The sequence below is a fragment of the Streptomyces sp. NPDC051105 genome (assembly GCF_040682795.1).
Classification (GTDB): Bacteria; Actinomycetota; Actinomycetes; order Streptomycetales; family Streptomycetaceae; genus Streptomyces.
In genome coordinates this window covers 15,986-38,416 of sequence record NZ_JBFBBR010000019.1, presented here as the reverse complement: position 1 = coordinate 38,416, position 22,431 = coordinate 15,986, and the positions used below count along the sequence as shown (strand labels likewise).

Sequence of the window (22,431 nt, the reverse complement as noted above, 5' to 3'; positions counted from 1 at the left end):
CACTGGGCCGTCCCCGGCCCGTAGTCGTATGGCTGGTCGTATGAGTCGCAGGACAGGAGAGCAAGCACAGTGCAGCTGGTAGTCGCACGGATCGGCCGCGCCCACGGCATCAAGGGCGAGGTCACCGTCGAGGTACGTACCGACGAGCCGGAACTCCGGCTCGCGCCCGGCGCCGTACTCGCCACCGATCCCGCGGGCGTGGGACCGCTCACCATCGAGACGGGCCGCGTGCACAGCGGCCGTCTGCTCCTGCGCTTCGAGGGCGTCAAGGACCGCACCGGCGCCGAGGCCCTGCGCAACACGCTCCTGATCGCCGAGATCGACCCGGAGGAGCTGCCCGAGGGCGAGGACGAGTTCTACGACCATCAGCTCATCGACCTGGACGTGGTCACCGCGGACGGCACCGAGGTCGGCCGGATCACCGAGATCTCGCACCTGCCCTCCCAGGACCTGTTCATCGTCGAACGCCCCGACGGCAGCGAGGTCATGATCCCGTTCGTCGAGGAGATCGTCACCGAGATCGACCTGGAAGAGCAGAAGGCCGTCATCGCGCCCCCGCCGGGCCTGATCGACGACCGCGCCGAGATCGCCTCCTCCCGGGACGAGACCTGATGCGCCTCGACGTCGTCACGATCTTCCCCGAGTACCTGGAACCGCTGAACGTCTCGCTCGTCGGCAAGGCACGCGCGCGTGGACAGCTCGATGTGCGGGTGCACGATCTGCGGACCTGGACGTACGACCGGCACAACACGGTCGACGACACCCCGTACGGCGGCGGACCCGGCATGGTCATGAAGACCGAGCCCTGGGGCGACGCCCTCGACACCGTCCTCGCCGACGGCTACGAGACCGGCGCGCACACGCCCGCGCTGATCGTGCCCACTCCCAGCGGCCGCCCCTTCACCCAGGAACTCGCGGTCGAACTCTCCGAGCGGCCGTGGCTGATCTTCACACCGGCCCGCTACGAGGGCATCGACCGGCGGGTCATCGACGAGTACGCCACCCGGATGCCGGTCCACGAGGTGTCCATCGGCGACTATGTGCTGGCCGGCGGCGAGGCGGCCGTACTCGTCGTCACCGAGGCCGTGGCCAGGCTGCTGCCCGGCGTCCTCGGCAACGCCGAGTCGCACCGGGACGACTCCTTCGCGCCCGGCGCCATGGCCAACCTCCTGGAAGGGCCCGTCTACACCAAGCCGCCGGAGTGGCGGGGGCGTGACATCCCGGAGGTGCTGCTCAGCGGCCACCACGGGAAGATCGCCCGCTGGCGCCGCGACGAGGCCCTGAAGCGCACGACCGCGCACCGGCCCGACCTGATCGAGCGCTGCGCGCCCAAGGCGTTCGACAAGAAGGACCGCGAGATGCTCTCCATCCTGGGCTGGGAACCGGACCCGGAGGGGGAGCCCCACGGCCGATTTTGGCGCCGGGCCCCCGGCGTGGAAGAATAGGCGGCTGTTGTGCTGTGAACCGTCCGGTGTGCGCCCCTGCCACAGGGGGAGACGACGCCCACCCCGACGGCACGGCCCACCTCCGAAGAACCTCTAGTTCCCGTTGATGACCTGTGGCATCAGCGAAGAAAGCAGACGAAAAATGTCTCACCTTCTCGACACCGTCGACTCCGCGTCGCTGCGCAGCGACGTCCCGGCCTTCCGCCCGGGTGACACCGTCAACGTCCACGTCCGCGTCATCGAGGGCAACCGCTCCCGTGTGCAGCAGTTCAAGGGCGTTGTGATCCGCCGCCAGGGCAGCGGTGTCCGCGAGACCTTCACCGTCCGCAAGGTCTCCTTCTCCGTCGGCGTCGAGCGCACCTTCCCGGTGCACACCCCGATCGTCGAGAAGATCGAGCTCGTCACCCGCGGTGACGTGCGTCGCGCCAAGCTCTACTACCTGCGCGACCTGCGCGGCAAGGCCGCGAAGATCAAGGAGAAGCGCGACAACTGATCGCGCGACGAGCCTCGTGAGCCGTAGGCGAGCGAGCCGATAAGAAGGTGCCTCACCGAGGCCGGATAACATCTGGCCCCGATGGACACCGAAGCACAGCCGACGGAGCGCGACCGCTCCTCCAGCCCCGAACCGGAGGCCACGGAGGACCGGTCGCGTTTCGCGTTCCTGACGCGGGTCACCGACTGGCTGCCGGGCGGCTGGATCACCCTGACCCTCTTCGCCTGCCTGGCGTTTTTGCTCGTCCTCAACGCTTTCGTGGCGCAACCATTCCAGATTCCCAGCGGATCCATGGAACAGGGATTGAGGATCGGGGACCGAGTTCTCGTAAATAAGTTGGCGTACCGTTTCGGTGCCGAGCCGCGCCGGGGCGATGTCGTCGTGTTCGACGGCACCGGGTACTTCGGGGACGCCGACTACATCAAACGCGTTGTCGGTGTGGGAGGAGACCGTGTGGTCTGCTGCGACAAGGAGGGGAGGATCGAAGTGAACGGCCGGTCGGTCGACGAGACCGCGTTCCTCTATCCCGGTGACACCCCGTCCACCGTGCCCTTCTACGTCGAGGTCCCCGACGGCACGCTCTTCGTCCTCGGTGACCACCGCAGCGACTCCAGCGACTCCCGCGACCACCTGGGCTCGCCCGGTGGCGGCATGATCCCCGTCAAGGACGTGATCGGCCGGGCCGACTGGATCGTCTGGCCGTACGCCCACTGGACCCACCTCACCCGCCCCGCCGCCTACGCGCGCGTGCCGGCGGCACGGCGGTCGAAGGGGGCGGGAGCGGCCCATGGGTAACCGGGGCAAACCGCGCGGCGTGCCCACGGACGCCACCGCCAATCTGCTGCCCACCGGGGCCCGGCGCGCCTCCGGCTCGTCCGGCGGACGGTCCCGCGCGGAGCGGCGCAAGCTGCAGCGCAAGGTCAAGCGCAAGCGCCGGCGCGGCGCGATGCGGGAGATACCGCTGCTGGTCGGTGTGGCCGTCCTGATAGCCCTGGTGCTGAAGACGTTCCTCGTGCAGGCCTTCGTGATCCCCTCGGGGTCGATGGAGGAGACGATCCGGATCGGCGACCGTGTCCTGGTCGACAAGTTCACCCCGTGGTTCGGCTCCGAGCCGCACCGCGGGGACGTCGTCGTCTTCCACGACCCGGGCGGCTGGCTGAACGACGAGCAGACCACCAAGGCCAACGACCCGATCGTCGTCAAACAGATCAAGGAAGGCCTCACCTTCATCGGTCTGCTGCCCTCCGCCAACGAGAAGGACCTCATCAAGCGGGTCATCGGCGTCGGCGGCGACCACGTCAAGTGCTGCGACGCGCAGGGCCGGGTCACCGTCAACGGCGTACCGCTGACCGAGGGCGACTACCTCTATCCGGGGAACGCGCCGTCCGCCACCGAGTTCGACATCACCGTGCCGCAGGGGCGGCTGTGGGTGATGGGCGACCACCGCGGCAACTCGGCCGACTCCCGGGCGCACCAGGACACCGACTACGGCGGCACGGTCCCGGTGAGCCTGGTGGTGGGGCGGGCCAAGTGGATCGGCTGGCCGTTCGGGCACTGGACCTCGCTGGACGAACCTAAAACCTTCGCAAGCGTTTCCAACTCCGTGTCGGGGTCGACCGCGGCCCCCCGGCTGTCGCATAGGGTTGCCTCCGACGATCCCAACGGATACGTCCACCTCCCGAGCCCTGCGGAACTCCCGCTCGTTATGGGAGTGGTGGGTCTGCGCCGGGGATGGCGCCGGCGGCGGCACGGAGTAAGGAGTTGGCGTGGGGGATGTGGCGGTTGGCGCACGGTCGGGACACGACGGCGAGGAGCACAGCGGGCGCCCCGTGGAGAATGTCCCCCCCGTCGACGGTGGTTCCACCTCAGGAAATGACGGTGGGCCGACCGGGGACGGCGGTCCGGCGGGCGGTCCGTACCCCGGCGGTGGCGGCGGGGACACGGACGGGGGTGCGGGCGACTCGGCCGCGCCCGCGCCGAAGAAGCCCCGCTCCTTCTGGAAGGAGCTGCCGATCCTGATCGGTATCGCGCTGGTGCTGGCGCTGCTGATCAAGACGTTTCTGGTGCAGGCGTTCTCGATCCCGTCGGACTCGATGCAGAACACCCTCCAGCAGGGTGACCGGGTCCTGGTCGACAAGCTCACCCCCTGGTTCGGCTCCGAGCCGGACCGTGGCGAGGTCGTCGTCTTCCACGACCCGGACGACTGGCTGGCGGGCGAGCCCACGGCCCAGCCGAACGCGATCCAGACGTTCCTCAGCTGGATCGGCCTGATGCCGTCCGCCGAGGAGAAGGACCTCATCAAGCGGGTCATCGGCGTCGGCGGCGACACCGTCTCCTGCAAGAACAGCGGCCCGCTCATGGTCAACGGTCATGCGCTGAACGAGCCGTATGTGTATCCGGGTAACACCCCGTGCAGCGTCGACGACCAGGGCGGCCAGTTCACGGTGAAGGTGCCCAAGGGGTACATCTGGGTGATGGGCGACCACCGCCAGAACTCCCGCGACTCGCGCTACAACCAGTCCGACAGCCACCACGGCATGGTCCCGGTCAAGGACGTCGTCGGCCGCGCCATCGTCAAGGCCTGGCCGATCAACCGCTGGGGCACCCTGCCGGTCCCGGACACCTTCGACCAGAGCGGCATCAACACGCAGTCGTCCGCCGCGGCCTCCCTGTCGGTGGCGCCGGAGGGCGTGGCGGTCGCGGCCGTCCTGCCGATCGCGGTGTGGCGCCGGCGGCGGGGCGACCGCATCGAGTCGAAGGTCGAGAAGCGGCCGACGGCCGCGGGCAAGCGCTGACCGGGCCGGACGGCCGCAGGGCGGCGCTCACCCACCCGTGTGAAACCCTTGGGGAGCTTGTGACCAGGGGCGGGGAAGAAGGGCTGCCCCGGCCCGGTACCGCCGGGTAGGGTGCGGCCTCATGGGTGGCGAGAGCACGATACGTACGGCCCCGCGCAGCGGAGGCACCAGCGCCGGCACGGCGCGGACCGGCAGCACGCTCGGAAATCGCTTGTCCGGCATCGCCGTCGCGCTGGGCATCGTCCTGTTCCTCGGCGGGTTCGCCTGGGCGGCGGTGGTCTACCGGCCGTACACCGTGCCCACCAGTTCCATGACACCGACGATCGACGCCGGGGACCGGGTCCTCGGCCAGCGCATCGACGGCGACGAGGTACGCCGGGGCGACGTCGTGGTCTTCCACGACACGAGCTGGGTCACCAACGCGGACGTCGTCAAGCGTGTGGTCGCGGTCGGCGGCGACACCGTCGCCTGTTGCACAAACGGCAAGCTGACCGTGAACGGCAAGCAGATCGACGAGGGGTATCTGCCGGCGGGCAGCCTGGCCGAGCTCCAGGGCTTCCCGAGCGTCACCGTCCCCAAGGGGCGGCTCTTCCTCCTCGGTGACGAGCGCCAGGGCTCCCTGGACTCCACCGCCCACCTCACGGACGCGGCGAAGGGCACGGTCGCCCGCAGCGCCGTGAGCGCCCGCGTGGACGCCGTCATCTGGCCCATGAAGGGCCTGCTCAAGCGCCCGACCGGCTTCGAGACGCTGGGCGCCCTCTCCCAGCCGGGCCCGCTGCGTACCATCGAGTTCATGATCGTGGGCGGTGCCGTGCTGGTCCTCGCCGGCGGCGCGTACGGCCCGATCGCCGGCCTGCTGGGCCGCTCCCGTGCCCGTGGCCGTACGGAGGCCGCCGGTGCCCGCTGAGGCGCTGCCGGAGGGCACCCCGCGTGCCCCGCGCAAGGTGGCCCGGGTGGTCCTCCTGGACCCCGACGACCGCATCCTGCTCCTGCACGGCCATGAACCGGACGACCCGGCCGACGACTGGTGGTTCACGCCCGGCGGCGGACTGGAGGGTGACGAGACCCGTGAGCAGGCCGCGCTGCGGGAACTCGCCGAGGAGACCGGCATCACGGACGTCGAACTGGGCCCGCTGCTGTGGCGGCGGATGTGCTCCTTCCCCTTCGCCGGCCGCCGCTGGGACCAGGACGAGTGGTACTACCTGGCCCGGACGGCGCATACGTTTGAGGTCGAGCCCGAGGCCACAGCCCTGACCGAGCTGGAGCGGCGCAGTGTCGCGGGAGCACGTTGGTGGACGTGCCGGGAACTGACCCGGGCACATGAGACGGTGTATCCGAGCAGACTCGCCGAGCTGTTCCGTAGGCTGCTCGACGAAGGTCCCCCCGTCAGGCCCGTCACCCTTGACACGGAAATCGTCTAGGGGCACGCGGGACTGGCGCACAATGGTGGGATCGCACGGCTGAAGGGGAACATGCCATGAGCGCCGAGGACCTCGAAAAGTACGAGACCGAGATGGAGCTGAAGCTCTACCGGGAGTACCGCGATGTCGTCGGTCTGTTCAAATTCGTGATCGAGACCGAGCGGCGCTTCTACCTCACCAACGACTACGAGATGCAGGTGCACTCGGTCCAGGGTGAGGTGTTCTTCGAGGTGTCCATGGCGGATGCCTGGGTCTGGGACATGTACCGGCCGGCCCGCTTCGTGAAACAGGTCCGCGTCCTTACGTTCAAGGACGTGAATATCGAGGAGCTGAACAAGAGCGATCTGGAGCTTCCGGGCGGCTGAGCCGGGCTTCGAGGGCGGCTTGGGGTCAGCTTCGAGGGCGGCTTGGGATCACTCGTGTGAGTGACGAAGTTGTCCACAATCGCTGAGTAACCCACCAAGATCCACTTCTGGATCGGGGATGCGTGACGGTTGGCGCCGGAGGTGGTGCCGACATGAACACGAATCGGGCACGCAATGCACTCGGCAAGTACGGCGAGACGCTGGCCGCGCGCCGGCTGACGGAGGCCGGTCTGGCGGTCCTGGAGCGCAACTGGCGCTGCGGCAGGTCGGGCGAGATCGACATCGTGGCGCGGGACGGGGACGTCCTGGTGGTCTGCGAGGTCAAGACCCGGCGGGCGGGGCCCTTCGGACACCCCATGGCCGGGGTGACCCCCGAGAAGGCGGAGCGCCTGCGGGGCCTCGCCGAACACTGGATCCACGCACACGGCGGAGCACCGCCGGGCGGCGTCCGCATCGACGTGATCGGCGTGCTCCTGCCGCAGCGCGGGGCGCCCGTGGTCGAGCACGCGCGGGGGGTGGCGTGAGATGGGGTTCGCGCGGACGTGCTCGGTGGCGCTGATGGGCGTCGAGGGCGTGGTGGTCGAGGTCCAGGCCGACCTGGAACCGGGAGTGGCGGCGTTCACGCTGGTGGGGCTGCCGGACAAGAGCCTGACGGAGAGCAAGGACCGGGTACGGGCGGCGGTGGTGAACTCGGGGGCGGCCTGGCCCTCGAAGAAGCTCACGGTCGGGCTCAGCCCGGCGTCCGTGCCCAAGAGCGGCAGCGGCTTCGACCTGGCGGTCGCCGCGGCGGTACTCGGCGCGGCCGAGCGGATCGATCCCCGGGTGCTCGCCGAGATCGTGATGATCGGCGAGCTGGGCCTGGACGGCCGGGTGCGGCCGGTCCGGGGCATCCTGCCGGCGGTGCTGGCCGCCGCCGACGCCGGATACGAGCAGGTGGTCGTGCCCGAGAGCGCGGTGCCGGAGGCCTCGCTGGTGCCGGGAGTGTCGGTGCTCGGCGTGCGCAGCCTGCGCCAGCTGATCGCGGTCCTCACCGACGAACCGGTGCCCGACGAGGAGCCGATCCCCGGAGAGATCCGCTCCGACCCCTTCCTCGCCGGGCTCGCACTCCCCGGCATGGGACTCGGTACCGGCATGACGATCGGTGATCACGCGCCCGACCTGGCCGACGTCGCCGGACAGCGCGTGGCCAGGGCCGCCCTGGAGGTGGCGGCGGCCGGACGTCATCACGTCTTCTTCAAGGGCCCGCCCGGAGCCGGCAAGACCATGCTGGCCGAGCGGCTGCCGGGGCTGCTGCCCGAGCTGAGCCGGCAGGAGTCCCTCGAGGTCACCGCCGTCCACTCGGTCGCCGGGATACTGCCTCCGGGCCATCCCCTCGTCGACAGGGCGCCCTACTGCGCCCCGCACCACTCGGCCACCATGGCCTCGCTGGTCGGCGGCGGAACCGGCCTGCCACGCCCCGGAGCGGTGTCCCTGGCCCACCACGGCGTGCTCTTCCTGGACGAGGCCGCCGAGTTCCACAGCAGCGTCCTGGACGCCCTGCGCCAGCCCCTGGAGTCCGGGCATGTCGTGGTCGCCCGGGCCGCCGGGATGCTGCGGATGCCGGCGAGGTTCCTGATGGTCCTGGCCGCCAACCCCTGCCCCTGCGGCCGGCACGGCACCCCCGGCGACGCCTGCGAGTGCCGGCCCTCCTCGATCAAGCGGTACCGGGCCCGGCTCTCCGGGCCCCTGCTGGACCGTGTGGACCTCAGGGTGAACGTCGAACCGGTCGCCCGGGAGGAACTGCTGCGGCTCCACACCGGCGCCGAACCCTCCGCCGCCGTGGCCGACCGGGTGCGCGCGGCCAGGGAGCGGGCCGCCCGCCGCTACGACGGTCTGCCCTGGCACACCAACAGCGAGGTGCCCGGCCACGAGCTGCGCACCCGCTGGCACGTCCAGCCCGGCGCGCTCGCCAAGGCCGAACTGGATCTCGACCGGGGCCTGCTCACCGCCCGTGGCCTGGACCGGGTGCTCCGCGTCGCCTGGACACTGGCCGACCTCGCGGGCCACGACCGGCCCTCGGTTAACGACGTCAACCTGGCCCTGGAGCTGCGCACCGGCGTCCGGCGCGGAGCGGTCCTGGAACGGACCGCGCCATGAGCGGCGGCGGACTGCACGCCCGGATCCTCCTCACCAGGGTCATCGAACCCGGCGACGAGACGGGCGGGCGGTGGCTGCGGGAGTACGGGGTCCAGGAGGTGGCCCGGCGGCTGCGTGCGCAGGGGGCGGCGGCACTGCCCGGGGTGAGCGAGACCCGCTGGGCCGGCCTCCGCGCCCGGGCCGGACACGCCGACCCGGAACGGGACCTCGCGATCGCGCGGGATGCCGGAGTGCGTTTCGTCGCCCCCGGTGACACCGAGTGGCCCACCCAGCTCGACGACCTCGGGGATGCCCGCCCCCTCGGGTTGTGGGTGCGGGGGCGGCCCAGTCTGCGGATGTGGGCGCTGCGTGCCGTCGCCGTCGTCGGGGCGCGGGCCTGTACCGAGTACGGGGCGCACATGGCGGCCACCCTCGCCGCGGGGCTCGCCGAGCGCGGCTGGGTGGTGGTGTCCGGCGGTGCCTACGGCGTGGACGGCGCCGCCCACCGCGGCGCCCTCGGGGCCGGTGGTGCCACCGTCGCGGTGCTGGCCTGCGGGGTCGATCGGCCCTACCCGCGCGGGCACACCGAGTTGATCGGCAGGATCGCGGAACAGGGCCTGGTGGTGGGGGAGTTGCCGCCCGGTGAGCATCCGACGCAGAGCAGATTCCTGCTCCGCAACCGGGTGATCGCGGCCCTGACCAGGGGGACCGTCGTCGTGGAGGCCGCCCACCGCAGCGGCTCGCTGGTCACCGCGCGGGCGGCCCAGCGGCTCGGCCGGTTCACCATGGGCGTGCCCGGACCCGCCACCAGCGGCCTCTCGGCCGGGGTGCACGAGTTGCTGAGAGGGGAGGCCGTCCTCGTCACGGACGCCGCGGAGGTCGTCGAACTCGTGGGCGACATGGGCGAGCTGGCACCGGCCAGACGGGGTCCCGTCCTCCCGCGTGACCTGCTGGTACCCGCCGTCCGGCGGGTCCTGGCCGCCCTGCCCGGGAACCGGACGGCGTCACCCGAAGAGGTGGCACGGGGCGCTCAGACGTCCGAGGACGAGGCCGTCGCGAGACTGTACGAACTCCGAGCACTTGGTTACGTCGAACGACACGGCGACGGCTGGAAGTTGACACGCCAGGCGATGATCTCGGTCCGAGAGCGTCGGAGTCGGCGCTGACCGAGCGTGTTCGGCCGTCCGGGGGAACCCCCGACGCCCTTGGGAATTCCCGTAGTTGACACCCCCGGCCGATCACGCAGAGCGACGCGCCGAGCGCGGCCGGACGCGCCGTACAGGGGGTTCACGCAGGGGTGGAGCCTCGGTGTTCGCACACCGCGACTCCTCAGTCACGCTACGCTCACGAAAGCCCTGACGCAGACCGCGCCAACCGGCACCAGACCGACACCTCGCCCAACCCGCACCCTTCACCCCGCTCACCCCACTCCACGGCGCATCACAGCACTTCCTGGCACTTGACGGCAGAACGGCACAAGGCGACGAATGCCCCAGCACACCTCCGGGTCCGACCGGGCGGCGATCCCCCCAGCCGCCCGCGACGGTGGCAGCGTGCGGCCGCCCGCTCCCTCGACGCTCGACGAGCTGTGGCGGTCGTACAAGGCGACGGGTGACGAGCGGCTGCGGGAGCAGCTGATCCTGCACTACTCGCCGCTGGTGAAGTACGTGGCGGGACGGGTGAGCGTCGGTCTGCCGCCCAATGTGGAGCAGGCCGACTTCGTCTCCTCCGGGGTGTTCGGGCTCATCGACGCGATCGAGAAGTTCGACGTCGACCGGGAGATCAAGTTCGAGACGTACGCGATCACCCGGATCCGGGGCGCGATGATCGACGAGCTGCGGGCGCTGGACTGGATCCCCCGGTCCGTACGGCAGAAGGCGCGCAACGTCGAGCGGGCCTACGCCACGCTGGAGGCCCGGCTGCGCAGGACCCCTTCGGAAGTCGAGGTGGCCGCCGAGCTGGGCATCGAGGTCGACGAACTCCACGCCGTCTTCAGTCAGTTGTCGCTGGCCAACGTGGTGGCGCTGGAGGAGTTGCTGCACGTCGGGGGCGAGGGCGGGGGCCGGCTGAGCCTGATGGACACGCTGGAGGACACCGCCGCGGACAACCCCGTGGAGGTGGCCGAGGACCGGGAGCTGCGGCGGTTCCTGGCGCGAGCCATCAACACGCTGCCGGAGCGGGAGAAGACCGTGGTGACCCTCTACTACTACGAGGGGCTCACCCTCGCCGAGATCGGCAACGTGCTCGGGGTCACCGAGAGCCGGGTGAGCCAGATCCACACGAAGTCCGTGTTGCAGCTGCGGGCGAAGCTGGCGAGTTTCGGCCGCTGAGCGGCGGCTTTCGGCCGCTGGTCTGGGGATTTCCGGCGTGTCGGCCGGGGCGCGACCCGTGTCCCGGTCGTGCTGTCTCCCGTCCGGCGGGGCGCGTCCGTAGAGTGGTTGACGTGCCAAGGATTCGAGCGGCCTCCGTGGCCGAGCACCGGTCGATGCAGCGAGCCGCCCTGCTGGACGCGGCGCGGTCCCTCCTGTCCGAGGGTGGGACGGAGGCGCTGACGTTTCCCGCGCTCGCCGAGCGGACGGGACTCGCACGCTCGTCCGTGTACGAGTACTTCCGCTCCCGGGCCGCGGTGGTCGAGGAACTGTGCGAGGTCGACTTCCCCGTGTGGGCGGCGGAGGTCGAGACGGCGATGGAGCGCGCGACGTCCGGCGAGGGCAAGGTCGAGGCGTATGTCCGGCAGCAGCTGGCGCTGGTCGGGGACCGGCGGCACCGGGCGGTGGTCGCGATCTCGGCGAGCGAGCTGGACGCGGGGGCGCGGGAGAAGATCCGGGCCGCCCACGGCGGGCTGGTCACGTTGATCGTGGAGGCGCTGGGGGAGCTGGGGCACGCGCAGCCCCGGCTGGCGGCGATGCTGGTGCAGGGGGTCGTGGACGCGGCGGTACGGCGCATCGAACTGGGCGCGGCCGAAGACCCGACGGTGATCACGGAGGCGGCTGTGGCCATGGCACTGCGGGGTGTGCGGGGCTGAGGCGGGCCGGGGGTGGGGTCGCTTACCGGCGCTTGCAGGGTGCCGCCCGCGCCCACCCGCGCCCACCCGTGCCGCACCCTGGGGCACCTCCCAGGCCCTTGAGGCACTGGGGGAGGCACGACTGCCCGCGGCTGGGAAGAAACGGCGGGCGAAGCGCCCCGCAAGGGCGCGGGGAACCGCGCGACCAGCCCCCACGCACCCGCGGTCGCGCGACCGCCCCTGCCACCCCTTCGGCGGCGGAACCCCGGCTCACCCCTCCGGCGGCGAAACCCCGGCTCACCCCTCCGGCGGCGAAACCCCGCCTCACCCCTCCGGCGGCGGAACCCCGGCTCACCCCTTCGGCGGCGGAACCCCGGCTCACCCCTCCGGCAGCGGAACCCCCAGCACCGGCAGCAGCCTCGACGGCCCCCGGTTCAGCAGCCACGGCGGCAACAGCAGCAGCGGGTCCAGGTACACGTCACCCCTGAGCAGCCCCCAGTGCACACACGAACGAGCACCGCAGTGCGCACCCCCCGCCTCCACCGTGCCCACGACCTCTCCCGCCGCCACCTCGTCCCCCTTCCGCACCGTCGCCGTCACCGGCTCGTAGGTGGCGCGAAGGTCGGTGCCCGTCAGCTGCACCGACACCACCCCCCTCCCCGCCACCCGCCCCGCGAAAAGGACCCGGCCCGCCGCCACCGCCCGCACCTCCGCGCCGGGCGCGGCGCCCAGATCGACCCCGCGGTGTCCCCGGCCGTACACCGTCGCCGGCGGCTCCCAGCCGCGCAGGACCGGCGGTCGTACCCCCACCGGCCAGGCCCGGCCGATCGCCGGGACCGTCGCCGGAGGTGGCGCGGGATCCTCCGCCCAAGCCACCGCCCAGCTCCAGCTCCAGGCCCAGGTCCCGGTCGCCGTCAGGAGCAGCGGCACCGTCACCGCCCACATCCACCGCATCGTTCGTCGCATCGCCCACATGACCGAACCGTCCCGCAATCGGCCGATCATGGCCGGTACCTGTGGACTACTCACCGGTTGTGGACAGCGGCGTCACCCGGGGCCTCGCGGGTCCCGTACACTTCCTTTGGCGATCCGGGTCACCGGGTCGACTTCGCACGCCCCGACATCAGGTCAGCACAACGACCTGGGTCAGCGCTTCTCGGTCCTTCGTGGCACAGCGCAAACGGGCGTCAGGCGCGGGAGCCGTCCGGTCCCCGCGGCACAACCGAGAAATTCAAGGAGATACGGCCATGGCCGTCGTCACGATGCGGGAGCTGCTGGAGAGCGGCGTCCACTTCGGTCACCAGACCCGTCGCTGGAACCCGAAGATGAAGCGCTTCATCTTCACCGAGCGCAACGGCATCTACATCATCGACCTGCTCCAGTCGCTGTCGTACATCGACCGCGCCTACGAGTTCGTCAAGGAGACCGTCGCCCACGGCGGCACGGTCATGTTCGTCGGCACGAAGAAGCAGGCGCAGGAGGCCATCGCCGAGCAGGCCACCCGCGTCGGCATGCCCTTCGTCAACCAGCGCTGGCTGGGCGGCATGCTCACCAACTTCTCGACCGTCTACAAGCGTCTGCAGCGCCTCAAGGAGCTCGAGCAGATCGACTTCGAGGACGTCGCCGCGTCCGGTCTGACCAAGAAGGAGCTTCTCGTGCTCTCGCGCGAGAAGGCCAAGCTGGAGAAGACCCTCGGTGGTATCCGCGAGATGTCCAAGGTGCCCAGCGCCGTCTGGATCGTGGACACCAAGAAGGAGCACATCGCGGTCGGTGAGGCCCGGAAGCTCAACATCCCGGTCGTCGCCATCCTCGACACCAACTGCGACCCCGACGAGGTCGACTACAAGATCCCGGGCAACGACGACGCGATCCGCTCCGTCACCCTGCTCACCCGCGTGATCGCCGACGCGGTCGCCGAGGGCCTCATCTCCCGTTCCCGCGTCGCCACCGGCGACAAGGGCGAGAAGGCCGCCGGCGAGCCGCTCGCCGAGTGGGAGCGCGACCTGCTCGAGGGCGAGAAGAAGGCGGACGAGGCCGAGGTCCAGACCTCTGCCGAGACCGAGAAGGTCGCCGACGCCGAGCAGGCCGAGGCTCCGGCTGCCGCCGAGGCCGCTGTCGAGGCTCCGGCCGCCGAGGCCCCGGCCGCCGAGGCCCCGGCCGCGGACGCCGAGCAGGCCTGACCGTCCGGTGAAGCGTTGACGGTGGGGGCGGTGCCATGAAGTCCGCCCCCACCGTTCACCCGTAGGTCAGCCAACGGTCCGCGGTCCACCCCTACAGGTGGAATCCGCACATGGGATCCATGTGGATCGCAGACGTGCAGATCTTCGATCTTCCAGACTTCGAGAAAGACTTACAGACTCATGGCGAACTACACCGCCGCTGACGTCAAGAAGCTCCGCGAGCTCACCGGCGCCGGCATGATGGACTGCAAGAAGGCCCTCGACGAGGCCGACGGCGACGTGGACAAGGCCGTCGAGGCGCTCCGTATCAAGGGCCAGAAGGGCGTCGCCAAGCGCGAGGGCCGCTCCGCCGAGAACGGCGCCGTGGTCTCGATCATCGCTGACGACAACTCCTCCGGCGTCCTCGTCGAGCTGAAGTGCGAGACGGACTTCGTCGCCAAGGGCGAGAAGTTCCAGGCCGCCGCCAACGCCATCGCCGAGCACGTCGCCAAGTCCGCCTACGCGGACCTGGACGCCCTGCTCGCCTCCGAGATCGAGCCGGGCAAGACCGTCCAGGCGTTCGTGGACGAGGCCAACGCCAACCTCGGCGAGAAGATCGTCCTGGACCGCTTCGCGCAGTACGCCGACGGTTTCGTGCTCGCGTACATGCACCGCACGATGCCCGACCTGCCCCCGCAGATCGGTGTCCTCGTCGAGCTCGACAAGCCGAACGCCGAGATCGCCAAGGGCGTCGCCCAGCACATCGCCGCCTTCGCGCCGAAGTACCTCTCCAAGGAGGACGTGCCGGCCGACGTCGTCGAGTCCGAGCGCCGTATCGCCGAGGAGACCACCCGCGCCGAGGGCAAGCCCGAGGCCGCGCTCCCGAAGATCGTCGAGGGTCGTCTGAACGGCTTCTTCAAGGACGCCACGCTGCTCGGCCAGCCGTACGCGCTCGACAACAAGAAGTCGGTCCAGAAGGTTCTGGACGAGGCCGGTGTCACCCTGAAGCGCTTCACGCGCATCAAGGTCGGCATCTGAGTCCGTACCGCGATCGACGCGCGACCCGCGGGGAAATCCCGGTAGGGTCGGTCGACAGCAGTCGTCCGGGTACCCGGCCAGACCCAGGGTCGTGACGGACGGCAGCAGATCTGACGAGGAGGCCATTGCCGCGCATGGGCAGCGAAAAGCGACCCCACCGGCAATGGCCTTCTTCGTATGTGCACCACGTGAAAGAGGCGGGATCTCCATGACCACCAAGGCTCAGAAGAGCGACGACGGCAAAGTACGCGGCCGGTTTCTGCTGAAGCTGTCCGGAGAGGCGTTCGCCGGTGGCGGCGGCCTGGGCGTGGACCCCGACGTGGTGCACAAGATCGCCCGTGAGATCGCGGCCGTCGTCCGCGACGGCGCGGAGGTCGCCGTCGTCATCGGCGGCGGCAACTTCTTCCGCGGCGCCGAGCTCCAGCAGCGCGGCATGGACCGGGCCCGCTCGGACTACATGGGCATGCTCGGCACGGTGATGAACTGCCTGGCCCTCCAGGACTTCCTGGAGAAGGAGGGCATCGACAGCCGGGTGCAGACCGCGATCACCATGGGCCAGGTCGCCGAGCCGTACATCCCGCTGCGCGCCGTGCGCCACCTGGAGAAGGGCCGCGTGGTCATCTTCGGCGCCGGTATGGGCATGCCGTACTTCTCCACCGACACCACCGCCGCCCAGCGCGCCCTGGAGATCGACGCCGAGGCGCTGCTCATGGGCAAGAACGGCGTGGACGGGGTCTACGACTCCGACCCGAAGAAAAACCCCGACGCCGTCAAGTTCGACTCCCTCGGCTACGGCGAGGTCATCACCCGCGAGCTCAAGGTCGCCGACGCCACGGCGATCACGCTCTGCCGCGACAACAAGCTGCCGATCCTGGTGTTCGAGCTGCTCGCGGAGGGCAATATCGCGCGGGCCGTCAAGGGTGAGAAGATCGGCACGCTGGTGGGTGACCAGGGCAGCCGGGCCTGACCGGCACCGCCTGACGCACCCTGACCGGGGGATGGACAATGTCCTGCCGGTCGGGAACCGTGCAGGAAAGAAGACGCGACGCAGCCGGCCGCCGCCCGCACAGGAACCGCAGCCGGGCCTTACTCAAGACACGCAGGAGCAAGTGGTGATCGAAGAGACCCTCCTCGAGGCCGAGGAGAAGATGGAGAAGGCCGTCGTGGTTGCCAAGGAGGACTTCGCCGCGATCCGCACCGGTCGTGCGCACCCGGCGATGTTCAACAAGATCGTGGCCGACTACTACGGCGCGCCGACGCCGATCAACCAGCTGGCCTCGTTCTCCGTACCGGAACCGCGCATGGCGGTCGTGACCCCGTTCGACAAGAGCGCGCTGCGCAACATCGAGCAGGCGATCCGCGACTCGGACCTGGGCGTCAACCCGAGCAACGACGGCAACATCATCCGTGTGGTGTTCCCGGAGCTCACCGAGGAGCGCCGCCGCGACTACATCAAGGTCGCCAAGAGCAAGGCGGAGGACTCCCGGGTGTCCATCCGTTCCGTCCGCCGCAAGGCCAAGGACGCCATCGACAAGCTGATCAAGGACGGCGAGGTCGGCGAGGACGAGGGCCGTCGCGCCGAGAAGGAGCTCGACGACACCACCGCGAAGTACGTCGCGCAGGTGGACGAGCTCCTCAAGCACAAGGAAGCGGAGCTTCTCGAAGTCTGATGAACGACTCATCCTGGGGAGCGCCGCCACACGCCGGTGCGCAGGCCGGGCAGGCCGGTTCACCGGCCGGGTACTGGGGCCCGGTCGATCAGGGCAGCGGCCAGGGGTACGACCAGGGTCCCGGCGAGGGTCAGGGGTACGACGACCGGGGTCCTGTCCAAGGCCGGGGGTACGACCATGTTCCCGGCCAGGGGTACGACCACGGCTATACCCATGGCTATGGCCAGGGACATGTCCAGGGAGCCGCCCCGGCGGGTCCCGCGTACGATGCGCATGACGCGCAGCAGACTCGCCCCATGCCCATCGTGCCCGACGACGCACCACCGTACGGCGGAGACCAGGACGACGACCGAGGGGCCGCTCGGCTGAGCGGCCCCTCGGTCCGAGACGAGACCTTCCAGGACGGTACGTCCCGCGACGGGACGTACCGCGACGACACCCCGTCGGCGCAGCCTCTGCCCCATGCGGCGGCGCCGCAGAATCCGGAGCCCATGCCCGACGCCCCGCAGCCGGCGCCCGCGCCGCAGAAGAAGAGCGCGGGTCGGGACCTGGGTGCGGCCATAGGCGTCGGCGTCGGACTGGGCGTCGTGATCGTGGCGTCCCTGTTCGTCGTCAAGGCCGTCTTCGTCGGCGTGGTCGCGGTCGCGGTCGTGGTGGGCCTGTGGGAGCTGACCAGCCGGCTCCAGGAGCGCAAGGGCATCAAGGCGCCCCTGGTCCCGCTGGCACTGGGCGGCGCGGCGATGGTGGTCGCCGGCTACGCCCGCGGTGCCGAGGGCGCCTGGGTCGCCCTGGCGCTCACCGGGCTCGCGGTCCTGGTCTGGCGGATGACGGAACCCCCCGAGGGCTACCTCAGGGACGTCACGGCGGGCCTCTTCGCGGCGTTCTACGTCCCGTTCCTGGCGACCTTCGTCTCGATGATGCTCACCGCGGACGACGGCCCCCGCCGGGTGATCACCTTCCTCCTCCTCACCGTGGTCAGCGACACCGGCGCCTACGCGGTCGGCTGGCGCTTCGGCACCCACAAGCTCGCCCCGCGCATCAGCCCCGGCAAGACCCGCGAGGGCCTGGTCGGCGCGGTGCTGTTCGCCATGGCCGCGGGCGCGCTGTGCATGCAGTTCCTGATCGACGACGGCACCTGGTGGCAGGGCCTGCTGCTGGGCCTCGCGGTCGCGGCCAGCGCCACCCTCGGCGACCTCGGCGAGTCCATGATCAAGCGGGACCTGGGCATCAAGGACATGGGCACACTGCTCCCGGGCCATGGCGGCATCATGGACCGGCTGGACTCGCTGCTGCCGACGGCTCCGGTGGTGTGGTTGCTGATGGTGCTCTTCGTCGGCAGTGGCTGACCCACACCTGTCGTAGTCGAGCCCCCGTCCTTCGCAGGGCGGGGGCTCGACGGCTGTCGGCCCCGGATGACGCAGCAGAAATCGCATGGTCAGTCCGGTGGGAGGCACACTCCCTGTGAGGACGCTGTGTCTCCGACGCGCAGGAGTGTGCCCATGCCCCTCGACCCGGCCCCGGCCTCCACGCCGCCCCAGACCCCGCCTCCTCCGGTGCGGTTCTGGCCCGTCGACGACCTGCCCGCCCTCGACCCCGACCCGTTCCTCGACGAGATGCTGCGCAACGAACCGGTCACCCGGATCAAACTCGCGCACGGCGAGGGGTACGCCTGGCTGATCACCCGGTACGAGGACTGTCGCTTCGTCACCTCCGACCCCCGCTTCTCCCGCGAACAGGTCGTCGGCCGCGACGTCACCAGCATGCGCCCGGAGCCCGTGGCCTCGCAGACGGCAGGCCTGCAGTACATCGACCCGCCCCGGCACAACCGGCTGCGCCGGGTCGTCGCCCGTGCCTTCACCGGGCGGGCCATGCAGCGACTGCGGCCGAAGGCCGAGCGTAGGGCCGCCGAACTGCTCGACGTGATGGCGGCCGCCGGACCGCCGGCCGACCTCATGGAGCATCTGCACGGCCCCTTCCCGATCGCCGTCATCCGTGACTTCCTCGGCGTCGACGAGAAGGACTGGCACCGCTGGGCGGCGACCGGTGAGGCCCTGCTGTCCGCCGGCGCCGACGCCGAGGAGCGCGCCAAGGAGGCTGCCCGGACCACCCGGGCCCGGATCGCCGAACTGCTCCAGCACCGCCGCGAGGAGCCCCGCGAGGACCTCGCGGGAGTGCTGGCGCTGGCCACCGAGTCCGGCGAGATCACCGGCGACGAGGCGATCTCGCTGGCCACCGCCATCCAGGTCAGCGGCGGTCACGCGGTCCGCAACAACAGCGGCTCGATGATGTACGCACTGCTCACCCACCCCCGTCATCTGGAGCGGCTGCGCCGCGAGCCGGAACTGCTCCCCAAGGCCGTGGACGAACTCTTCCGCTTCGTCCCGCACCGCAACGGCGTCGGCATCCCGCGGGTCGCCATCGAGGACGTCGAGGTCGGCGGCCAGTTGATCCGGGCCGGTGAGGTCATCTACAACGCGTATGTCGCCGCCAACCGCGACCCCGAGGTCTTCCCCGACCCCGACGACCTGAATTTCGACCGCACCGACGGCCCCCACCTGGCCTTCGGGCACGGGCCCCACCACTGCATGGCCGCCATCATGGCCCGTATGGAGGCCGAGATCATGATCGGCTCGGTCCTCACCCGCTTCCCCGGCATCCACCTGGCCGTGCCTGCCGAGGAGGTCGAGTTCCAGCGCCAGGGCCTGATCCGCGGCCCGCGCACCCTGCCCGTGACGTGGTGACCGGCGGGCACCGCCCTGCTACCGGTCCGGCCGCTCTTCGAACCCAGGGCCGCGGTAAAGGCACGCTTGCGGTAATGAGGACGCTCACGGCGTACGCGATCTCCCGCTGGGGTCATCTGCGGCGCGGTCGGCGACGGCCGTCCGGAGCGACGGTCGCAGGTCACCCGATGGGTATCTGACGGGTAGCGCGGTCAGCGCTTGAAGGAGCCCCTGGCCTGTTCTTTCGCGCCCCGCAACTTGCCCCGTGTCTCGAGAGCGGCACCCTTTGCCGCGAGGGTCTCTTTGTGCACCGCGTGGGCCGCCTTCCGCACGGTCTTTCCGACGATCTGTTCGGCCTTTGCCTTGGCCCGTTCTCCGGCGCTCATCTCGGCACCTCCGTGGGGTCTCACTGACCGTGTGCCCCTCCGGACAAAGGGGAAAAGCCCCGGTGGGATGTGCTGGTGACGGACGGCCGGGGTCCCACGGACCCGGCGGGGAGACGCCCGTCGATTCGGATCCCAGATCCGCTTCCGCCCGAATGATCGCCTCGACGCCTTCGTCGCGGCGGCACGTATCGCCACGGACGGTCCACTCCGCGTAAGTGGACCGCAACGACGACCGTGGCAGCTCGGCCGGGACGCGCAGCCCCCTCGGCCGGGCCGACTCCGGGCCGTCCGAAGCCGCTCAGTCACGACTGGTAGCGCCTACCGACGACAGCCCTCGCGAGCCGTGGCCCCAGGTCACCCAATTGGATCTGCGACACTGGTACAGCCATGCCTAAGCCCGGAGAACTTACCTTTGTCGCGCCGCGCGGAGCCAAGAAGCCGCCGCGGCATCTTGCCGACCTCACGCCTGCCGAGCGCAAGGACGCGGTGGCCGAGATCGGTGAGAAGCCGTTCCGTGCCAACCAGCTCGCGCAGCACTACTTCGCGCGGTACGCGCACGAGCCCGAGCAGTGGACGGACATCCCGGCCGGCTCCCGGGACCGGCTGCGGGACGCGCTGTTCCCCGAGCTGATGACCGTCGTCCGGCATCTGTCGACCGACGAGGGGACGACGCGCAAGACGCTGTGGCGGTTGTTCGACGGCACGCTCGTCGAGTCCGTGCTGATGCGCTACCCGGACCGGGTGACCATGTGCATCAGCTCGCAGGCGGGGTGCGGGATGAACTGCCCGTTCTGCGCGACCGGGCAGGCGGGCCTCGACCGGAATCTGTCCACCGCGGAGATCGTCCACCAGATCGTGGACGGGATGCGGGCGCTGCGGGACGGGGAGGTGCCCGGTGGTCCGGCGCGGCTCTCCAACATCGTGTTCATGGGGATGGGCGAGCCGCTCGCCAACTACAAGCGGGTCGTCACCGCCATCCGGGCGCTGACCGACCCGGCTCCGGACGGGCTGGGTCTCTCGCAGCGCGGGATCACCGTGTCGACGGTCGGGCTCGTGCCGGCCATCCACCGGTTCGCCGACGAGGGACTCAAGTGCCGGCTCGCGATCTCCCTGCACGCTCCCGACGACGAGCTGCGCGACACCCTCGTCCCCGTGAACACGCGGTGGAAGGTACGCGAGGTGCTCGACGCCGGGTTCGAGTACGTCGAGAAGAGCGGGCGGCGGCTGTCGATCGAGTACGCCCTCATCCGCGACATCAACGACCAGGCGTGGCGCGGGGACCGGCTGGGCCGCCTGCTCAAGGGCAAGCCCGTCCACGTCAACCTCATCCCGCTGAACCCGACGCCGGGCTCGAAGTGGACCGCCTCCCGGCCCGAGGACGAGAAGGCGTTCGTCGAGGCGATCGCCGCGCACGGTGTACCCGTCACCGTCCGGGACACCCGTGGTCAGGAGATCGACGGAGCCTGCGGTCAGCTCGCGGCCACCGAGCGGTAATCTGAGGGCCGTAGGTACATCTTCATATTCCGACAGGGGAGCGCCACAGCGCTGAGAGTGCGGCAACCGGGCCGCAGACCCTCTGAACCTCGCCCAGGTCATTCTGGGTAGGAAGTTCGGTCATCACTCAAGCTGTTGCGCCCTGCCCAGAAGATCAGATCCTCTGGGCGGGGCCGCGTCTCTTCCTGGTCCACCCCAGGAGGAAAACACCAGTGCACACCAAGACCTTCTTGGCCGCGGCCGTGGGACTCGGCCTCGTCACGCTGTCCGCGTGTTCGTCGTCGGGTACCGAGACCGACTCCAAGACCGTCACCCTGGTCAGCCACGACTCATGGGCCGTCTCCAAGAGCGTGCTCCAGGACTTCGAGAAGCAGTCCGGCTACAAGGTGAACGTCCTCGAGGACGGCGACGCCGGCCAGGCCGTCAACAAGGCGATCCTGACCAAGGACAACCCGCAGGGCGACGTCTTCTTCGGCGTCGACAACACCCTGCTCTCCCGCGCCCTCGACAACGGTCTCTTCCAGCCGTACCAGGCAAAGGGCCTCGACCAGGTCGGCACGGACTACCAACTCGACGCGGGCAAGCACCGGGTCACCCCCATCGACTACGGCGACATCTGCGTCAACTACGACAAGGCCTACTTCAGCGCGCACAAGCTGACCCCGCCCACGTCCTACGCCGACCTCGTCAAGCCGCAGTACAAGAACCTCCTCGTCACCGAGAACGCGGCCACGTCCTCGCCGGGGCTCGGCTTCCTGCTCGGGTCCGCCGCGGAGTATGGGGATGAGGGATGGCAGGGCTACTGGAAGAAGCTCAAGGACAACGGCGTCAAGGTCGTCGACGGCTGGGAGCAGGCCTACAACGAGGAGTTCTCCGGTTCGGCGGGCGGCAAGAAGGCGAAGGGCGACCGGCCGCTCGTCGTGTCGTACGCGTCCTCCCCGCCCGCCGAGGTCATCTACGCCGACCCGAAACCCAGCACCGCTCCCACCGGCGTCGCGACCGGCACCTGCTTCCGTCAGATCGAGTTCGCCGGGCTGCTGAGCAATGCCAAGAACACCAAGGGCGGCAAGGCGTTCGTCGATTTCCTGGTCTCCAAGGAGTTCCAGGAGGACATGCCGTTGAACATGTTCGTGTACCCGGTGGTCAAGGGGGCCGCTGTGCCCGCCGAGTTCACCAAGTACGGTCCCGCCGCGAAGGACCCCGAGACCATGGCGCCCGACAAGATCGCCGCCAACCGTGACCAGTGGGTCAAGACGTGGACGTCACTCGTACTCAAGTAGCGCGTACTCAAGCAGATCGTGCTCAAGCGGCTCGTGCTCAAGCAGC

General features: G+C 70.2%; 25 protein-coding genes and 1 riboswitch. Of the genes, 22 read left to right on the top strand and 3 right to left on the bottom strand.

The features are described from left to right. The first annotated feature begins 69 nt into the window (after positions 1 to 69). From rimM to AB0N16_RS35185, 14 genes are all read left to right on the top strand, one after another. The gene (gene rimM, locus AB0N16_RS35250) at positions 70 to 612 is read left to right on the top strand and encodes a ribosome maturation factor RimM (RefSeq protein WP_365803989.1); all 543 of its coding nucleotides are present in this window, start codon (positions 70 to 72) and stop codon (positions 610 to 612) included. Further along, positions 612 to 1,445: a tRNA (guanosine(37)-N1)-methyltransferase TrmD gene (gene trmD / locus AB0N16_RS35245; protein ID WP_365803987.1), complete on the top strand. Its 834-nt coding sequence runs from the start codon at positions 612 to 614 to the stop codon at positions 1,443 to 1,445. Before rimM ends, trmD begins: the two co-directional genes overlap by 1 nt. 142 nt (positions 1,446 to 1,587) lie before the next feature. After that, positions 1,588 to 1,938, top strand: coding sequence for a 50S ribosomal protein L19 (gene rplS / locus AB0N16_RS35240; protein WP_351323547.1), 351 nt, complete (start codon positions 1,588 to 1,590; stop codon positions 1,936 to 1,938). An 81-nt stretch (positions 1,939 to 2,019) separates the two neighbouring features. Then, positions 2,020 to 2,733, top strand: coding sequence for a signal peptidase I (gene lepB / locus AB0N16_RS35235; RefSeq protein ID WP_365803985.1), 714 nt, complete (start codon positions 2,020 to 2,022; stop codon positions 2,731 to 2,733). Then, complete coding sequence (gene lepB, locus AB0N16_RS35230; protein WP_365803983.1) at positions 2,726 to 3,814, top strand: signal peptidase I; 1,089 nt, start codon at positions 2,726 to 2,728, stop codon at positions 3,812 to 3,814. The genes lepB (AB0N16_RS35235) and lepB (AB0N16_RS35230) overlap by 8 nt, the downstream gene beginning before the upstream one ends. Further along, the gene (lepB, locus tag AB0N16_RS35225) at positions 3,705 to 4,733 is read left to right on the top strand and encodes a signal peptidase I (protein WP_365803981.1); all 1,029 of its coding nucleotides are present in this window, start codon (positions 3,705 to 3,707) and stop codon (positions 4,731 to 4,733) included. The genes lepB (AB0N16_RS35230) and lepB (AB0N16_RS35225) overlap by 110 nt, the downstream gene beginning before the upstream one ends. A 121-nt stretch (positions 4,734 to 4,854) precedes the next feature. After that, complete coding sequence (gene lepB, locus AB0N16_RS35220) at positions 4,855 to 5,640, top strand: signal peptidase I (protein WP_365803979.1); 786 nt, start codon at positions 4,855 to 4,857, stop codon at positions 5,638 to 5,640. Next, the gene (locus AB0N16_RS35215; protein ID WP_365803977.1) at positions 5,630 to 6,154 is read left to right on the top strand and encodes an NUDIX hydrolase; all 525 of its coding nucleotides are present in this window, start codon (positions 5,630 to 5,632) and stop codon (positions 6,152 to 6,154) included. The genes lepB (AB0N16_RS35220) and AB0N16_RS35215 overlap by 11 nt, the downstream gene beginning before the upstream one ends. Before the next feature lie 56 nt (positions 6,155 to 6,210). Further along, positions 6,211 to 6,519, top strand: coding sequence for a DUF2469 domain-containing protein (locus AB0N16_RS35210; protein WP_043444228.1), 309 nt, complete (start codon positions 6,211 to 6,213; stop codon positions 6,517 to 6,519). A 152-nt stretch (positions 6,520 to 6,671) separates the two neighbouring features. Next, the gene (locus AB0N16_RS35205; protein WP_365803975.1) at positions 6,672 to 7,043 is read left to right on the top strand and encodes a YraN family protein; all 372 of its coding nucleotides are present in this window, start codon (positions 6,672 to 6,674) and stop codon (positions 7,041 to 7,043) included. Position 7,044: 1 nt separating this feature from the next. Next, complete coding sequence (locus AB0N16_RS35200) at positions 7,045 to 8,655, top strand: YifB family Mg chelatase-like AAA ATPase (protein ID WP_365803973.1); 1,611 nt, start codon at positions 7,045 to 7,047, stop codon at positions 8,653 to 8,655. Beyond that, on the top strand, positions 8,652 to 9,800 hold the full coding sequence (gene dprA, locus AB0N16_RS35195) for a DNA-processing protein DprA (protein WP_365803971.1): 1,149 nt from the start codon (positions 8,652 to 8,654) through the stop codon (positions 9,798 to 9,800). Before AB0N16_RS35200 ends, dprA begins: the two co-directional genes overlap by 4 nt. A 321-nt stretch (positions 9,801 to 10,121) precedes the next feature. After that, the gene (whiG, locus tag AB0N16_RS35190) at positions 10,122 to 10,964 is read left to right on the top strand and encodes an RNA polymerase sigma factor WhiG (protein WP_365803969.1); all 843 of its coding nucleotides are present in this window, start codon (positions 10,122 to 10,124) and stop codon (positions 10,962 to 10,964) included. 137 nt (positions 10,965 to 11,101) lie between these two features. Further along, positions 11,102 to 11,659: a helix-turn-helix domain-containing protein gene (locus tag AB0N16_RS35185; RefSeq protein WP_365804166.1), complete on the top strand. Its 558-nt coding sequence runs from the start codon at positions 11,102 to 11,104 to the stop codon at positions 11,657 to 11,659. A gap of 357 nt (positions 11,660 to 12,016) precedes the next feature. On the opposite strand, the gene AB0N16_RS35180 is transcribed toward AB0N16_RS35185, so the two are convergent. Continuing rightward, a complete protein-coding gene (locus AB0N16_RS35180) occupies positions 12,017 to 12,643 on the bottom strand; it encodes a M23 family metallopeptidase (protein ID WP_365803967.1) in 627 nt (208 codons plus the stop codon). 242 nt (positions 12,644 to 12,885) lie between these two features. On the opposite strand from AB0N16_RS35180, the gene rpsB reads away from it, so the two are divergent. The 4 genes from rpsB (at position 12,886) to frr (ending at position 16,505) form a co-directional block, all read left to right on the top strand. After that, a complete protein-coding gene (rpsB, locus tag AB0N16_RS35175) occupies positions 12,886 to 13,818 on the top strand; it encodes a 30S ribosomal protein S2 (protein ID WP_365803965.1) in 933 nt (310 codons plus the stop codon). A 180-nt stretch (positions 13,819 to 13,998) separates the two neighbouring features. After that, positions 13,999 to 14,835 carry a translation elongation factor Ts gene (gene tsf, locus AB0N16_RS35170; protein ID WP_365803963.1) on the top strand — a complete coding sequence of 279 codons (837 nt, stop codon included), beginning with the start codon at positions 13,999 to 14,001 and terminating at the stop codon, positions 14,833 to 14,835. 208 nt (positions 14,836 to 15,043) lie between these two features. Continuing rightward, a complete protein-coding gene (gene pyrH, locus AB0N16_RS35165; protein ID WP_365803961.1) occupies positions 15,044 to 15,802 on the top strand; it encodes a UMP kinase in 759 nt (252 codons plus the stop codon). Between the two features lie 145 nt (positions 15,803 to 15,947). Continuing rightward, positions 15,948 to 16,505, top strand: a complete 558-nt coding sequence (gene frr / locus AB0N16_RS35160) for a ribosome recycling factor (protein WP_351712500.1) — start codon at positions 15,948 to 15,950, stop codon at positions 16,503 to 16,505. A gap of 59 nt (positions 16,506 to 16,564) precedes the next feature. Here frr and AB0N16_RS35155 read toward each other — a convergent pair whose 3' ends face one another. Then, positions 16,565 to 16,780 (bottom strand): hypothetical protein, encoded by a 216-nt coding sequence (locus tag AB0N16_RS35155; RefSeq protein ID WP_365803959.1) that lies wholly within the window; start codon positions 16,778 to 16,780, stop codon positions 16,565 to 16,567. Between the two features lie 21 nt (positions 16,781 to 16,801). Between AB0N16_RS35155 and AB0N16_RS35150 the strand changes: the two genes are divergently transcribed. Further along, positions 16,802 to 17,851 (top strand): phosphatidate cytidylyltransferase, encoded by a 1,050-nt coding sequence (locus tag AB0N16_RS35150; protein ID WP_365803957.1) that lies wholly within the window; start codon positions 16,802 to 16,804, stop codon positions 17,849 to 17,851. 153 nt (positions 17,852 to 18,004) lie between these two features. Next, a complete protein-coding gene (locus tag AB0N16_RS35145; protein ID WP_365803955.1) occupies positions 18,005 to 19,246 on the top strand; it encodes a cytochrome P450 in 1,242 nt (413 codons plus the stop codon). A gap of 191 nt (positions 19,247 to 19,437) precedes the next feature. Here the strand turns inward: AB0N16_RS35145 and AB0N16_RS35140 are convergent, their stop codons facing one another. Further along, positions 19,438 to 19,611: a hypothetical protein gene (locus AB0N16_RS35140; RefSeq protein ID WP_365803953.1), complete on the bottom strand. Its 174-nt coding sequence runs from the start codon at positions 19,609 to 19,611 to the stop codon at positions 19,438 to 19,440. A 387-nt stretch (positions 19,612 to 19,998) separates the two neighbouring features. Between AB0N16_RS35140 and rlmN the strand changes: the two genes are divergently transcribed. Together rlmN and AB0N16_RS35130 are read left to right on the top strand one after the other, a co-directional pair. Next, positions 19,999 to 21,105, top strand: a complete 1,107-nt coding sequence (rlmN, locus tag AB0N16_RS35135; RefSeq protein WP_365803951.1) for a 23S rRNA (adenine(2503)-C(2))-methyltransferase RlmN — start codon at positions 19,999 to 20,001, stop codon at positions 21,103 to 21,105. A gap of 24 nt (positions 21,106 to 21,129) precedes the next feature. Continuing rightward, positions 21,130 to 21,237, top strand: a riboswitch (TPP riboswitch). 80 nt (positions 21,238 to 21,317) lie between these two features. After that, on the top strand, positions 21,318 to 22,385 hold the full coding sequence (locus AB0N16_RS35130; protein ID WP_365803949.1) for a thiamine ABC transporter substrate-binding protein: 1,068 nt from the start codon (positions 21,318 to 21,320) through the stop codon (positions 22,383 to 22,385). Positions 22,386 to 22,431 lie beyond the last annotated feature (46 nt).